At 27.4% G+C, this 15,158-nt stretch carries 17 protein-coding genes; 14 read left to right on the forward strand and 3 right to left on the reverse strand.

Annotated features, from left to right (window positions below; all coding sequences use genetic code 11):
- Positions 1 to 57 precede the first annotated feature (57 nt).
- The 9 genes from aroB (at position 58) to SPJ33_RS09235 (ending at position 8,882) form a co-directional block, all read left to right on the forward strand.
- The gene (gene aroB, locus SPJ33_RS09195) at positions 58 to 1,110 is read left to right on the forward strand and encodes a 3-dehydroquinate synthase (RefSeq protein ID WP_321117665.1); all 1,053 of its coding nucleotides are present in this window, start codon (positions 58 to 60) and stop codon (positions 1,108 to 1,110) included.
- A 9-nt stretch (positions 1,111 to 1,119) separates the two neighbouring features.
- The gene (gene aroA / locus SPJ33_RS09200) at positions 1,120 to 2,409 is read left to right on the forward strand and encodes a 3-phosphoshikimate 1-carboxyvinyltransferase (protein ID WP_321117666.1); all 1,290 of its coding nucleotides are present in this window, start codon (positions 1,120 to 1,122) and stop codon (positions 2,407 to 2,409) included.
- Positions 2,387 to 3,469, forward strand: a complete 1,083-nt coding sequence (aroC, locus tag SPJ33_RS09205; RefSeq protein WP_321117667.1) for a chorismate synthase — start codon at positions 2,387 to 2,389, stop codon at positions 3,467 to 3,469. The genes aroA and aroC overlap by 23 nt, the downstream gene beginning before the upstream one ends.
- A 3-nt stretch (positions 3,470 to 3,472) precedes the next feature.
- The gene (gene pheA, locus SPJ33_RS09210; protein ID WP_321117668.1) at positions 3,473 to 4,612 is read left to right on the forward strand and encodes a prephenate dehydratase; all 1,140 of its coding nucleotides are present in this window, start codon (positions 3,473 to 3,475) and stop codon (positions 4,610 to 4,612) included.
- A complete protein-coding gene (gene aroE / locus SPJ33_RS09215) occupies positions 4,612 to 5,421 on the forward strand; it encodes a shikimate dehydrogenase (RefSeq protein ID WP_321117669.1) in 810 nt (269 codons plus the stop codon). Before pheA ends, aroE begins: the two co-directional genes overlap by 1 nt.
- A gap of 9 nt (positions 5,422 to 5,430) precedes the next feature.
- A complete protein-coding gene (locus SPJ33_RS09220) occupies positions 5,431 to 5,943 on the forward strand; it encodes a shikimate kinase (RefSeq protein ID WP_321117670.1) in 513 nt (170 codons plus the stop codon).
- Between the two features lie 41 nt (positions 5,944 to 5,984).
- On the forward strand, positions 5,985 to 6,998 hold the full coding sequence (aroF, locus tag SPJ33_RS09225) for a 3-deoxy-7-phosphoheptulonate synthase (protein WP_321117671.1): 1,014 nt from the start codon (positions 5,985 to 5,987) through the stop codon (positions 6,996 to 6,998).
- 31 nt (positions 6,999 to 7,029) lie between these two features.
- Positions 7,030 to 7,863, forward strand: coding sequence for a prephenate dehydrogenase (locus SPJ33_RS09230; RefSeq protein ID WP_321117672.1), 834 nt, complete (start codon positions 7,030 to 7,032; stop codon positions 7,861 to 7,863).
- A gap of 284 nt (positions 7,864 to 8,147) precedes the next feature.
- Positions 8,148 to 8,882 (forward strand): FAD-binding oxidoreductase, encoded by a 735-nt coding sequence (locus SPJ33_RS09235; RefSeq protein WP_321117673.1) that lies wholly within the window; start codon positions 8,148 to 8,150, stop codon positions 8,880 to 8,882.
- A gap of 82 nt (positions 8,883 to 8,964) precedes the next feature.
- Here the strand turns inward: SPJ33_RS09235 and SPJ33_RS09240 are convergent, their stop codons facing one another.
- The gene (locus SPJ33_RS09240; RefSeq protein WP_321117674.1) at positions 8,965 to 9,507 is read right to left on the reverse strand and encodes a class IV adenylate cyclase; all 543 of its coding nucleotides are present in this window, start codon (positions 9,505 to 9,507) and stop codon (positions 8,965 to 8,967) included.
- Between the two features lie 146 nt (positions 9,508 to 9,653).
- Here SPJ33_RS09240 and SPJ33_RS09245 point away from each other — a divergent pair, with 146 nt between their 5' ends.
- Positions 9,654 to 9,980, forward strand: coding sequence for a DUF1540 domain-containing protein (locus SPJ33_RS09245; RefSeq protein WP_321117675.1), 327 nt, complete (start codon positions 9,654 to 9,656; stop codon positions 9,978 to 9,980).
- Between the two features lie 15 nt (positions 9,981 to 9,995).
- Here the strand turns inward: SPJ33_RS09245 and SPJ33_RS09250 are convergent, their stop codons facing one another.
- Together SPJ33_RS09250 and SPJ33_RS09255 are read right to left on the reverse strand one after the other, a co-directional pair.
- Positions 9,996 to 10,394, reverse strand: a complete 399-nt coding sequence (locus tag SPJ33_RS09250; protein WP_321117676.1) for a DUF4363 family protein — start codon at positions 10,392 to 10,394, stop codon at positions 9,996 to 9,998.
- Positions 10,391 to 11,143 (reverse strand): DUF421 domain-containing protein, encoded by a 753-nt coding sequence (locus tag SPJ33_RS09255; RefSeq protein WP_321117677.1) that lies wholly within the window; start codon positions 11,141 to 11,143, stop codon positions 10,391 to 10,393. The genes SPJ33_RS09250 and SPJ33_RS09255 overlap by 4 nt, the downstream gene beginning before the upstream one ends.
- 150 nt (positions 11,144 to 11,293) lie before the next feature.
- Between SPJ33_RS09255 and SPJ33_RS09260 the strand changes: the two genes are divergently transcribed.
- The 4 genes from SPJ33_RS09260 (at position 11,294) to sdaAA (ending at position 15,121) form a co-directional block, all read left to right on the forward strand.
- Positions 11,294 to 12,952, forward strand: a complete 1,659-nt coding sequence (locus SPJ33_RS09260; protein ID WP_321117678.1) for a nucleoside kinase — start codon at positions 11,294 to 11,296, stop codon at positions 12,950 to 12,952.
- Positions 12,953 to 13,018: 66 nt separating this feature from the next.
- Positions 13,019 to 13,360, forward strand: a complete 342-nt coding sequence (locus SPJ33_RS09265) for a hypothetical protein (protein ID WP_321117679.1) — start codon at positions 13,019 to 13,021, stop codon at positions 13,358 to 13,360.
- Positions 13,361 to 13,559: 199 nt separating this feature from the next.
- On the forward strand, positions 13,560 to 14,243 hold the full coding sequence (gene sdaAB / locus SPJ33_RS09270; RefSeq protein ID WP_321117680.1) for an L-serine ammonia-lyase, iron-sulfur-dependent subunit beta: 684 nt from the start codon (positions 13,560 to 13,562) through the stop codon (positions 14,241 to 14,243).
- The gene (gene sdaAA / locus SPJ33_RS09275; protein ID WP_321117681.1) at positions 14,243 to 15,121 is read left to right on the forward strand and encodes an L-serine ammonia-lyase, iron-sulfur-dependent, subunit alpha; all 879 of its coding nucleotides are present in this window, start codon (positions 14,243 to 14,245) and stop codon (positions 15,119 to 15,121) included. Before sdaAB ends, sdaAA begins: the two co-directional genes overlap by 1 nt.
- Positions 15,122 to 15,158 lie beyond the last annotated feature (37 nt).

Here is a 15,158-nt window from a genome sequence, read left to right on the forward strand (position 1 = left end):
AACTATTATAAGAAAAACTTACTAAGAAATATAAGTAATTTGAAATGAGGTTTTGCTATGAGAGAATTATTAGTTAATCTAGGAGAAAATTCTTATAAAATAGAAATAGAAAAAGGAATTATAAAAGATATTCCAAGAAGAATAAGAAAAGTATTTAATGGAGAAAAAATATTTATAATTACAGATAAAAATGTAGATAAGTATTATGGTGATATAGTATTAGATTCTCTTAAAAAAGATGGATTTAGTGTATCGAAATTTTGCATAGAACCTGGAGAAGAAAGCAAATCATTTAATACGCTTCCAGAAATTTATGAAAAGCTACTTGATTTTAAGTTAACAAGAAAAGATTTAATTATAACCTTAGGTGGTGGAGTTGTTGGAGATCTTGGAGGATTTGTAGCTGCAACATTTTTAAGAGGAGTTTCTTTTGTTCAAATTCCAACATCATTATTAGCGCAAGTAGATAGTAGCGTTGGTGGAAAGGTTGCAGTAGACTTACCAAGAGGAAAAAATTTAGTGGGAAGTTTTTATCAACCAAAAAGAGTTTTAATTGATCCAAATGTATTAGAAACTTTAGATGAAAAGTTTTATAAAGATGGAATGGGTGAAGTTATAAAATATGGATGTATTAAAGACAGATCTTTATTTAATCTTTTAAATACTCTAAATACTAGAAATGAAGTAATGGAACATATAGAATACATTATATATACATGCTGTAATATAAAAAGAGAATTTGTAGAAAGAGATGAAAAAGATACTGGAGATAGAATGATATTAAATTTTGGGCATACACTAGGTCATGCAATTGAAAAATACTTTGGTTTTTCAAAATTTACTCATGGTGAAGGTGTATCTATTGGCATGTATTTAATTACAAAGCTTTGTGAGGAAAAAGGATTAGTTAAAGAAAAATATTCAGAAGATATTAAGAATATTTTAGTTAGGTATGGTCTTCCTTTTGAAGTGGATTTAAAAGATAAAGATACTATAATAGAAGCAATATCTTTAGATAAAAAGAATATGGGAAGTAGACTTAAAGTAATTATAATGCAAGAGATAGGAAATGCTAAGATTTATGATACTACAGTAGAATTTTTTAGATAGGAGTATAAAATGGGAAGTATTAAGATATACAATGATAAGTTAAAAGGAAAAGTTAAGATTCCACCATCAAAAAGTATGGCACATAGAGCAGTCATATGTGCATCTCTTAGCAGAGAAAAAAGTATAATAACAAATATAGATTTATCAGATGATATAATTGCTACAATAAACGGAATGAAAGCTTTAGGAGCAAAAATAGAAATAAAGGATAGAGAACTAGAGATAACCGGATTAAATCTAAATGATAAATTTTTAGAAGAAAGAGTTATAGATTGTAATGAATCAGGTTCTACTTTAAGGTTTCTTATACCTATAGCATTATTAAGTGATTATAATAATAGATTTATAGGAAGAGGCAATCTTGGAAAAAGACCTTTAGATGTCTATTACAATATATTTAAAAAGCAAGGTATTAACTATTCACATAAAGAGCAAGAATTAGACCTTAAAATTAAAGGGAAATTAAATTCAGGAGAATTTAAAGTGCTAGGTAATATAAGTTCACAATTTATAACAGGTCTTATGTTTGCACTGCCGCTTTTAAATGGTGATTCTAAAATAATTATAGAAGGAACATTAGAATCAAAAGGATATATAGATTTAACTTTAAAGGCATTATATGATTTTGGAATAGATATAGAAAATAAAGATTATAATGAATTTATAATAAAGGGAAATCAACATTACATAGGAAGAGAATATAGGGTTGAAGGAGATTATTCTCAAGGTGCATTTTTCTTATGTGCAGATGCTATAGGAAATGAAGTTGTTTGCAAAGATTTAGATATAAACTCTCTTCAAGGTGATAGAGAAGTTATAGAAATATTAGAAAGAATGGGAGTTTCATTTAATAAAAGTGAAGATGAAATAATAGGGATGTCAAATGGATTAAAATCAACTATTATAGATGCAAAGGGATGTCCTGATATAATTCCTATACTTTCAGTAGTTGCAAGTCTTTCAAAGGGAAGAACAGAGATTATAAATGCAAAAAGACTTAGAATAAAAGAGTGTGATAGGCTTAGAGCAATAAATTTAGAACTTTCAAAATTAGGAGCTAATATTTATGAAAAAGAAGATTCGCTTATAATTGAAGGTATTAGTGAATTTAAAGGCGGAGTAAATGTTTGGAGCCATAAAGATCATAGAATTGCTATGATGTTAGCTATTGCAGCTACAAGATGTAAAGAAGAAATAATATTAGATGATTTTGAATGCGTATCTAAATCATATCCAAATTTCTTTGAAGATTTTAAAGCTTTAGGAGGAAAAATAGATGAGTGGAATTTGGGGAAGTAATTTAAAGTTTTCTATTTTTGGAGAATCACATGGAGTAGGCATTGGTCTTACAATAGACGGTCTTCCTTCAGGATTTTCAATTGATTTAGAAAAAATAGATGCTGAAATGGAAAGAAGAGCACCAGGAAAAAACAATTTATCAACTTCAAGAAAAGAAGGAGATAAGGTTGAAATATTAAGTGGTTTATTTGAAGGAAAAACAACAGGAACACCTTTATGTGGAATAATTAGAAACAGCGATAAAAAATCAAAAGATTATAGTAAACTTAAAACTTTAATGAGACCAGGACATGCAGATTATACTGGAAATATAAAATATAATGGATTTAATGATTATAGAGGTGGAGGACATTTTTCAGGAAGAATAACAGCACCACTTGTATTTGGAGGAGCTATATGTAAGCAAATATTAGAATCTCATGGAATAAAAATAGTATCTCATATTAAAAGTATTGGAAATATAGAAGATGAATCATTTAATCCAGTAAACATTAATGAAAGCTTAATAGAAGAATTACCTAAGATGGAACTTCCGCTTATAAATAAAAATTTAGATAGTGATATGAGAAAAGAAATATTATCTGCAAAATCAGAAGGGGATTCTGTTGGTGGAATTATAGAATGTGCAGTTTTAAACTTAGATGCAGGGATTGGTGATCCATTTTTTGATTCAGTAGAATCAACTTTAGCTCATCTATTATTTTCAGTTCCAGCAGTTAAGGGTGTTGAATTTGGAGAAGGATTTAATATAACAAAGCTTAAAGGGTCAGAAGCTAATGACGAATTTTATTATGATGAAAAAGGCAAAGTTAAAACAAGAAGCAATAATAATGGAGGTATATTAGGAGGAATTACAAATGGTATGCCAGTTATATTTAGAGTTGCTATAAAGCCTACAGCTTCAATATTAAAAAAACAAAATACTATTAATATAGATAAAAAGATAAATGAAGAATTAAATATTGAAGGAAGACATGACCCATGTATAGTACAAAGAGCAGTGCCTGTTATAGAAAGTGTTGCTGCAATAGGAATGTTAGAACTTTTGAAAGGACGATAAAATATGGACGATTTAGAAGTTTACAGAAAAGAAATAGATAGCATAGATAGTGAGATTACAAAATTATTTGAAAAGAGAATGAATACAGTATTAAAAGTAGCCGAGTATAAAAAGCTAAATAATCTTCCTATATTTCATAAAGGAAGAGAAGAAGCTGTAATTAAGAAAAATATTGATAGATTAGAAAATAAAGATTATGAGAAAGAAATTGAAAAGTTTTTTAATGGATTAATGGAAGTTTCTAGAGAATTACAATCAAGAAAGTTAAATAGGGAAAAAGATAGCTTTACTTTTAAGAAAAGAGATATATCAAGAGAAGATGTAATAGGATTTTTAGGTCCACAAGGCTCATTTAGTGAAGAGGCATTTTTAAAATATTTTGGTGAAGATAATAAGTCTATAGCTTATCAGGAATTTGAAGATATATTTATTGCACTTAAAAATGGCGATATAGATTATGGAGTGCTTCCAGTTGAAAACTCTTCAACAGGTGGTATAAATGAAGTACATGATTTATTAGTTAAATATGGTTTCTATATAATTGGTGAAGAAAGTATTAGAATAGATCAGCATTTAATAGGTATACATGATGCTAAAATTGATGATATAAAAGAAGTATATTCTCATCCACAAGGATTTAGCCAAACAAGTGAGTTTTTAAAATTATATAATAATTTTAAGCTTATTCCATATCATAATACAGCAATAAGCGCAAAGCTTATTAAAGATTTAAATGATAAAAGTAAGGCAGCAATTGCAAGCAGTAGAGCAGCAAAAATATATGATTTAGATATAATAAAAGAAGAAATAAATAATATAAAAAATAATTATACAAGATTTATTGTAGTAGGTAAGGAATTATTAAAAGAAGATAATGCAGATAAGATAAGTGTAGTGTTTTCATTAGAAGATAAGTCAGGTACGTTATATAGACTTTTAAGATACTTTGCAGAAAATAATATAAATATGATGAGAATAGAATCAAGACCAATCAAGAATGAAAATTGGAAGTACTTATTATATGTTGATTTTGAGGGAAGTCTTGAAAATTTTGAAGTTGTTAAGACATTAAAGTCAATAGAAGAAAGTAGCGAATATTTTAGAGTATTAGGTTGGTATAAAAAAAGAATGGATGTGAAATAATGGAGTGTTATGGACTTTTAGGAGAAAAGCTTTCTCATTCTTTATCACCAAAGCTTCATAAGCATATATTTGAAGAACTTAATATTAAAGGTGATTATAGATTATTTGAAGTAAAAAGAGAAGATATAAATGATTTTATGAATTCTTTAAAGTCTTCAAATATTAAGGGCATAAATGTAACTATACCATATAAGGAAGTAGTTATTAAATATTTAGATGAACTTTCTAGAGAAGCCAAAAAAATCGGAGCTATAAATACTATTTTTAATAAAAACGGAAAGCTTGTAGGATATAATACTGATTATTATGGATTTAAATATATGTTAGAAGATAAACATATTTGCGTAAAGAATAAAAGGGTAACAGTTTTAGGGACAGGCGGAGCAAGTAAAGCAGTAATACAATATCTTTTAGATGAAGAAGCTTTAGAGATTAATTTAGTTAGTAGAACAGAGAAAAAGTTATATACTGATGAAGAAAAAATAAAAGTTATAACTTATGATGATATTAATAATAAATCAGGAGATATAATTATAAATACAACTCCAGTTGGTATGTTTCCAAATAATGATTTTTTACCTGTTTCAGAGGAAATAATTAAAAAGTATGATGTTTTAGTTGATTTAATATATAATCCTTTAGAAACTAAGTTTATTAAGCTAGGTATTAAAAATAATAAGATAGTTTGTGGAGGACTTATGATGCTTGTTGGGCAAGCTATTAAAGCTGAGGAAATTTGGCAAGAAAGAAGTATTGATAAAAAGGTAATAATAGAGATATATAAGAGGCTTATTAATAATTTTAAATAAGGAGAATATATGGAAAAAAGAGATAAAATTATTATTATTGGAATGCCAGGGTGTGGTAAGACAACCATAGGAAAAATCCTAGCTAAAGAATTAAATTACAACTTTTATGATATGGATGAATATATTGAAAATACAAGTGGAAAATCAATAAAAGAGATATTTAAAGAATCTGAAGATGCCTTTAGAAAACTTGAAACAAAAGCATGCAAAGAGCTTATTTCTAAAAAAAGATGTGTTATTTCAACTGGTGGAGGAGTAATTAAAAGAGATATAAATATAGAAATATTAAAAAAAGAAGGTATAATTTTATTTATAAATAGACCAATTGAAAATATAATAAATGATATTGATATTTCATCTAGACCCCTACTTAAAGAAGGAAAACAAAGATTATATGATCTTTATAAAGAAAGATTTCATAAATATAAAGAGGCTTCACAAATTGAGATATTAAATGAAGGATTTATGAGAGATGCAATTAACTTAGCAAAGGTTAAACTAAAAGGAAAGATTAAGGAATAATAGTTATATTTATTAGTGATAGTAATTTTGGAGGATTTTATATGATAATTGTTATGAATACAAATGCAAAAATGGAAGATGCAAATAAAGTAAGTAAGTGTGTAGAAAGCTTAGGACTTAGAACTAATATATCAAAGGGAGATTCACATCTTATAGTTGGAGTTATGGGTGATACTTCAGTATTAGATCCAAACAAACTTTTAAGATTTGATGGTGTAGAAAAGATAGTTAAAGTTCAAGAGCCATTTAAAAAAGCAAATAGATTATTCAAACCAGAAGATACAATAATTGATGTATTAGGTAATAAAATTGGGGGAGGAAACCTTGGAATTATGGCAGGTCCTTGCTCAGTTGAAAGCGAAGAACAAATAATTGAAATAGCAAAGAGTGTTAAAAAATCTGGGGCTAACTTTTTAAGAGGTGGTGCTTTTAAACCAAGAACATCTCCTTATAGCTTCCAAGGTTTAGAACTTGATGGACTAAAATTATTAAAAAAAGCAAAAGAAGCAACAGGTCTTCCTATAGTTACAGAATTAATGTCAACAGATTACATTGATGAGTTTGTTGAAAATGTTGATGTTATACAAATTGGAGCAAGAAACATGCAAAACTTTGATCTTTTAAAGCAAGTTGGTAGAACAAAGACACCAATTCTTTTAAAGAGAGGATTATCAGCTAGTATAGAGGAATGGCTTATGGCTGCTGAATATATAATGGCTGGTGGAAATGATAATGTAATACTTTGTGAAAGAGGTATTAGAACATTTGAAACAGCAACAAGAAATACATTAGATTTAAGTGCAATTCCAGTTATTAAGAGATTAAGCCATCTTCCAGTTATAGTAGATCCAAGTCATGCAACTGGATATTGGTATTTAGTTGAGCCGCTAGCAAAAGCTGCAATAATGGCAGGTGCAGATGGACTTATGGTAGAAGTTCATAATGATCCAAAGAATGCTTTAAGTGATGGACAGCAATCAATAAAACCAGAAAGCTTTGAAAAGTTAATGAATGAAATAAAGAGAATTGCAGAATTTGAAGGTAAGGTTATTTAATCTCTATTAAAATTTAGGGGGAAAGAGATTTATGAGAGTCGTAGTTGTCGGTCTTGGGGTTATTGGAGGTTCTTTCTGTATGGCTCTGAAAAATAATGGGTATAATGATGTTTATGGAATAGATAAAGATAAAAATACATTAAAAAAAGCTAAGGATATGGGAATTATAAAAGAAGGATACCTAGATGGAAAATATATATTAAAAAGTGCAGACCTTGTTATAATTTCAATATATCCAAAGCTTTTAATAGACTTTATAAAAGAAAACAAAGATAATTTTAAAGAAGGAGCTATAATTACAGATACAACTGGAATTAAAGAAATGTTTGTAGATGATATAGTAAATATTATTCCAAGTGAAGTAGATTTTATTTTTGGACATCCAATGGCTGGCAGAGAAAAAAAGGGAATAGACTACGCAGATGATAAAGTATTTAAAGGGGCAAATTACATAATAACACCTATAAGTATAAATAAAGAAGAGAATATAGAGCTTATTAAGAATTTAGCATATAATCTTGGTTTTAAAAATATTAAAGTTATAACTCCAAGGTTTCATGATAAAATAATAGCTTTTACAAGTCAATTACCACATGTTCTTGCAGTATCACTTATAAATAGTGATGAGGAAGATAGGGATACTGGTTATTTTATTGGGGATAGTTATAGAGATTTAACTCGTATAGCTAATATAAATGAAGAACTTTGGACTGAGCTTTTTTTAGGTAATAAAGAAAACTTATTAGAAGTTTTAGATAAGTTTAATGAAGAGTTTTTGATTATAAAAAAAGCTATAGAAAAAGAAGATAAAGATAAATTAATTAAAATATTTAAAGAATCTACAAAGAGAAGAGAAAAATTGTAAATGATTTAAAAGGGTCTTAGAAGAAATTTTAGGCCCCTTTTTTATTTATTAATATTAAAAAGTCAGTATTTCAAATCAAAAAATATATACATTTAAAATAAAGTTTTAGAAGTTATGAAAAAATTAACCATTATTAAGTGATAATCATTATTGCTATATTGATTTTGAAGGAATATAATTTAGATATATCAGATATTTAAATATGAATTTACGCGTAAAACCATATAAAGATAATAAATACATACGTAGAGATAAATAGTACGAATGATAAAGGTGGTAAGATTATGTATAAAGTAAAAATATTTAATAAGGTTAAAGAAAATGATGTGATAACTTCATTTTATATGAGAAGAGAAGATGGAGAAAAGCTTAAGAAAAATGAAGCAGGTCAATTTATTTCAATAAAGCCAATTAAAGATGGTGAAAATAAAAATGCAATTAGACAATATAGTTTATCAATGAAACCTGGAGAAGATTTTTATAGAATAAGTATAAAAAGAGAAGAAAATGGATTAGTATCAAGATATATGCATGATAATATTCAAATAGGAGATACAATAGAAATAACAGAACCATTAGGAAAGTTTATATTAAAAGATAGCAAGAAACCTCTAGTATTATTAAGTGGTGGTATAGGAATTACACCAATGATGTCAATGCTTTATAAGGCTGTAGAAGAAGATAGAGATATAATATTTGTACAAGCTGTATTAAATTCAACTGCACATACTTTTAAAAATGAAATTGATAGCATAAAGAAAGAACATAGTAATGTTAAAACTGCAATATTCTATCAAACTCCATTAGAATCAGATCAAAAGGGAAAAGATTATGACTTTGAAGGGGTTGTAACTAAAGAATGGATGGAAGAAAACTTACCTAAGGATGGAGAATTCTACTTCTGTGGACCTTTAGGATTCATGAAACATATATATAATACTTTAAAGGGTATGGGCATTTCAGAAGAAAATATAAATTATGAAATGTTTGGACCATCAAAAAATTTAGCAAATCTTTAGTTTTATAATATATTATATTATAGATAAAAATTATGACTGAACTTAGTGTTAGACTTTGCTCAGTCATTTTTTATTTTATAAATTAATTATTTTTATATTCATCTATAAGTTGATATATAGTTTTAGAAGTAGTATCTTCCATAGTATATCCAATTAAATCTAGTATATTTTGTAAAGATTCTTCAGATGAAGTTTCAATTTCAATATAAGGGAAAGGGCAAAATTCTTTATCGTTTATATCTATTTCAACTAAACCATCTAAAATTTCATAACTTTCTCTATACTTTTTTATTGATTGATGAAGTTTAAGTCCTAATGATTTAAATATTCCTTCAGCCATAGTTTTATTATCTACTATAACTTCATTTTCTTCCATTTCTTTAAATCTACCTTGTGATAACATTTTTTTTGTTGTCATAAATATTATTTCTTTAGAATTTATTAAATCATTAACAGTTCTAATTCTTGCATAACCTTTATCTTTTAAAAGTCTTTCGTCTTCGAAATCATATATATCATTTATTTGATTTTCAGATTTTATCATTTTAGCACCTAAAGATTTTAATTTTTCTCTCATAGAATCTACATCTATGTCTATAATTCTTGTTTCTAATTCCTTTGCCATAAATTTATCTCCTTTATATAAATACTTTATTTTAATAGTACATCAAATATATATAAATTAAAACTAGGATTAAAAGATATATTTTTAGAATTAAATTTAAAAAATTACAGATAATAATAAGGATAAAATATATAGGAGTGATTTTAATGGCTACATTAAGATGTGGAGTTATAGAATGTGTGCATAATCAAGACAATCAATGCTGTAATCAAACAATACATGTTGGAGGCGGTATATCAAGTTCATCACATGAAACTGTATGCGAAAACTTTGATGAAAAAGAACTATCAATGCAAAGTGGAGTAGGATGTGGAAGTGCAGGACACCCAAATCCAAATATGGCAATTGGTTGTGATGTAACTAACTGCATACATAATAAAGAAAATAGATGTGTATCAAATTATGTTGATATTGCTGTTGAAAGCTTAAGTAATGACGGTCATGCACAATGTTTATCATTTACTCAAGAGTAATAAAAAAGCTCTATCTTATAGATAGAGCTTTTTTATTAGAATATTTTCTATTGATGGATATTGTAATTCTTTAATTCTTTCTGCATTATACCTAATTAAATGGAGTGTTGCTAATGATTCACTTTCATCTCTAGACTTTATAAGAACTGTTAATCGAACTGTTTGATCTACTATAGCATCTAATTCTATATGACTTATGTAAATTGAAGATATTGAGTTACTTTCATCTAATTTTTTTAGAAGTTTAACACTTTCATTATATGATTCATCCCATTTTTTATCATCTAAAAGCCGTTCTATTCTATCACTATCATTTGATATTTGATCACAAAGTTTTATAAGTTCTGAATTAGCAAAAAATATAAATATAATTGCTGAGAAGAATAAAATAAGAGAAACTATTGAATTTTTCATTTTTTCTCCTCCTTTTCATATTCATCAAAAAGTTGATATTTAAATTTACCTTGAGTATCATATAAGGCTAATAGGACTTTATTTATATCATCTATTCCATGTTTTTTTAATTCATTTTTTATCCAATCACTATCTTTATTTACTGCTGTTAATGAATTTCTATTTATTTTGCCATCAGAAACTAATATTTTTGGTAGTATAATCTTTTGTTTTTCTTTAGAAAAATTATTTTCATCATTTTTATTAGCATTTGATGATGAATTATTAGAACTTACAGCATTTGATATTTCTGAAGAATTCCCACTAGATGAATTAGGTAGTATTGAAATACGACCATTTGTTTCAAGAATTGCATATTGAATTTCTTCTAAATCAAAATATCCTAACAATCTTATTTCTTCCATTAATTCATCTATGTTTATCTGTTGGCTCTTTAAAGCTTTATAATTTATTTTGCTCTTATAAATTAAAATAGATGGTTCGCCCTCTACAACTTTTCTGGTAAATTGGCTTTTAAGTTGAAGCTGGGATAATAGTGTTTTAAGTAAAAGTAAAGTTAAAATAGGAACTATTCCTAAAAGTAATGGGAGTCTTGTATCTTGCATTGGAAGGGAAGCTAAATCTGAAATCATCATAGTTATTACAAATTCATAAGGTTGAAGTTCTCCAATTTGACGTTTACCCATTAGTCTCATCACTAAAACAACAAGAATATATAAAATTGCAGTTCTTATAAAAACAATAAACATAAATAACACCTCTTAGGTTAATATTTGTAATAAGTATGCTTAATATTCAAAGTAAAACTATAAAAAATATATTTTACAGTTTATGGCAGGGACAAAAGAGAATATAATGGTATTAATATATGTATATAAAATTTTAGGCGAGGTAAAAAGATGAATGGGTTTGATATAATTCTTGAAAATGGTAAAAAAGAGAATATTTTAAGAGGAACTAAATTTAAAGACTTAATGGATAAATATTATAAAGAAGATATAAAAAATATAGCACTTTGTAGACTTAATAATAAGTATTATGAATTAACTCAAGAAGTAAAAGAAAGCGGAATTTTAGAGATAATATATTTTAATACTGAAGAAGGTATGAATATATATACAAGAACACTTCAATTTATTTTTATTACGGCAGCACTTGATGTATTTAAAGATTCAAAGATAACTATAGAACATTCAATAGGCAAAGGGTTATTTGGAGAAATTCATAAAGAAAAAGTTTTAAATGATGATGATATAAAGAAAATAAAGAAAAAGATGAAAGAGATAATAAATAAAGATGAACCAATAAAAAAGATAAGAGTTTCAAAAAGCAAAGCAATAGATATTTTTGAAAACTATGGAATGGAAGATAAAGTTAAGCTTTTAGAACATGTAGATTTTGATACAGTAAAGCTTTATGAATTAGAAGGAAGATATGATTATTTTTATGGAAAAATGGCATATTCTACAGGAGTTATAAGAGCATTTGATTTAATGCTTTATGAAACAGGATTTATTCTTAGAAGCCCTATGATTGAAGATTTAGATAATATTCCACCATATAACGAACAAAAGAGATTATCTAATATTTTCTATGAAACAGAAAGATGGCTTAATATAATAGGTGTTGGTGAAGTTGGAAGTTTAAATGATAGGGTAGTAAATAATGAACTTAAAGATTTAATACTTGTATCAGAAGCCTTACATGAAAAAAAGATTGCATATATTGCAGATAGAATATCAGAAAAGAATGAAGTTAAGATGGTATTAATTGCAGGACCGTCTTCATCAGGAAAAACTACCTTTGCAAATAGATTAAGTATTCAACTTAGAGTAAATGGATATGTTCCAGTTCCTCTTAGCCTAGATGATTATTTTATAGATAGGGAACTTAATCCTAAAGATGAAAATGGAGAATATGATTTTGAATCTATATATTCATTAGATTTAAAGACTTTAAATGAGCATTTAAAAAGACTATTAAATGGTGAAGAAGTTGAAGTTCCAAGCTATAATTTTATGCAAGGTAAACGTGAATGGCTTGGGCATAAAGTAAAGCTACCTCAAAATGGTATTCTTATATTAGAAGGAATTCATGCATTAAATCCAATGCTTACAAATTCAATACAAGATGAATATAAGCATAAGATTTATATATCAGCATTAACTCAGTTAAATCTTGATAATCATAATAGAATAGCAACAACAGATGTAAGAAAAGTAAGAAGAATAGTTAGAGATTTTTTATCAAGAGGATATGGAGGAGAAGAAACATTAAGAATGTGGCCTTCAATTAAAAGAGGTGAAAGAAGAAATATATTTGTATATCAAGAAGAAGCAGATGATATGTTTAATTCAACTTTAGTATATGAACTTTGTGTTTTAAAGCCATATGCCTTAAATGAACTAAAGAAAATTACTAAAGAAAGTCCTGTATTTAATGAAGCACAAAGACTTATTTCATTACTTACTTTCTTTAAAGAAATTTCTATGGATAAAGTTCCTGAAAATTCATTATTACGTGAGTTTATTGGGGGAAGTTGTTTCTACAAATATTAACTTGTACATTCATGATAAATGTAGTTAAATTATTATGTAGTATATACAAGTAGATGAGGTGTTAATGTGGAAAATAAAGAAGTAAAGGATTATTTAAAAAATATAACAAGAGCATCAGCATACTTTATATTTAGAAATGGTCCAGTTAAGAAACTTTATGAAGAAGGAAAATTAAGTGATGAAGAGATAAAAAATATGCAAGAATATCTTCAAAATCATTTAGCTTATCTTTACAATGTACTTTTAGAAGAAAATAATATTAGGAAGTTTGATTTAATAACATCAACTATGAATAAATTCTATGTAAATGATGAATCAAATATAGAAATGAATGATGATGGATTTGATAACTTCTATAAAAGTCTTTTTGAACCAAAATCAAATAATTCTGGAATACAATTTAAATAGAAAGTATCTCACATATTTTATGTGAGATACTTTTTTACTTATAACATAATTTAATTTCACTTTAAAATGTTAATAAATAAGAATTAGTCCAAAAAATAATATAGTATAAAATGACTATTTTTATTGAAAAAAGTAATAATAATAGATTAAACTATAACTAAGATATATAAAAAATTATGCATGGGATAAGGTGAAGAATATGAATAATGTAGGTGTTTTTGATATTTTAGGTCCTATAATGATTGGGCCTTCAAGTTCACATACAGCTGGTGCCGCAAGACTTGGAAAAGTTGCAAGAGCAGTTGCTGGAGATGAAGTTATAGATGTAACATTTTATTTACACGGATCATTTGCTAAGACATATAAAGGTCATGGTACAGATAGAGCATTAGTTGCAGGAATTCTTGGAATGGAACCAAGTGATAAAAGACTTAGAAATTCTCTTGAAATAGCAAAAGAAATTGGACTAAAGTTTAAATTTGTAGAAACAGATCTTGGTGATGTACATCCAAATACAGTTAAGTTTGATATGCTAACAAAAAGCGGTGAAAGAAGAGAAGTTATTGGTTCATCAATAGGTGGCGGAAGTATTAAGATAACTGAAGTTAATGGAAATAGAGTTGAATTTACAGGAGAATATCCAACATTAATAATGTCTCAAAAAGATGTTCCAGGAGTTGTATCAAAGGTTACAAATCTTCTTTATTCAGAAGGAATAAATATTGCATTTATGAGCGTTTTTAGAAGACAAAAAGGACAAGGAGCTAATATGGTATTTGAATTAGATCATACTGTAGATGATGATACTGTAGAAAAACTAAAAACTATTGAAGAAGTAAATAGAGTTATTATGATAAATCCTGTAAAGGAAGGTGAAGAATAGTGGTTGCAAGAAGTGGACAAGAACTTTTAGAAATATGTAATCAAAGAGGCATATCTTTAAGTGAATATGCAATACAAATGGAAATGGAAAATTCTGAATCAACTAGAGAAGAAGTAATAAATAAAATGAAAGCTACTTTAAAGGTTATGATTGATTCAGCTACAGAAGGAATAGAAAAAGAAGTTTACTCAGTAACAGGACTTATTGGAGGAGATGGCTACAGAGTAAATCAATATTTAAAAAAAGGTGAAACATTAACAGGGACAACAACTGTTATGGCAATGGCAATGGCTTTATCATCATCAGAAGTAAATGCATCAATGGGAAGAATAGTTGCATGTCCAACTGCAGGTTCATGTGGAATACTTCCAGCTGTTATATTATCAGCAGGTTCAAAGCTTGATAAGACAGAAGATGAGCTTGTTATGGGGCTTTTTGCAGCAGCTGCGGTTGGTACTATAATTGCTATGAATGCAACAGTTTCAGGGGCAGAAGGTGGATGTCAAGCTGAATGTGGTTCAGCAGCTGCTATGGGTTCAGCAGCTGTAGTTGAAATGATGGGTGGAACTCCAAAGATGAGCTTAGATGCAGCGGCAATTGTTTTAAAGAATATTTTAGGATTAGTTTGCGATCCAGTTGCAGGGCTTGTTGAAATTCCATGTGCAAAAAGAAATGCGGCAGGAGCTGTAAGTGCTCTTTGTACTGCTGATTTAGTAATGGCAGGAGTAGAATCTAAGATACCATTTGATGATACAGTTTCAGCAATGTATAAGGTCGGTAAGCAATTACCTGCAGAACTTAGAGAAACAGCTATGGGTGGAGTTGCAATAACTAAAACTGGTCTTGAACTTAAGAAAAAAGTATTTGGTGATGAATAAGAATATTATTTGATGTGGACTTTAATTAAATTTTGAT

The organism is Clostridium sp., assembly GCF_034179595.1.
In the GTDB taxonomy this organism is placed as follows: Bacteria; Bacillota; Clostridia; order Clostridiales; family Clostridiaceae; genus Clostridium.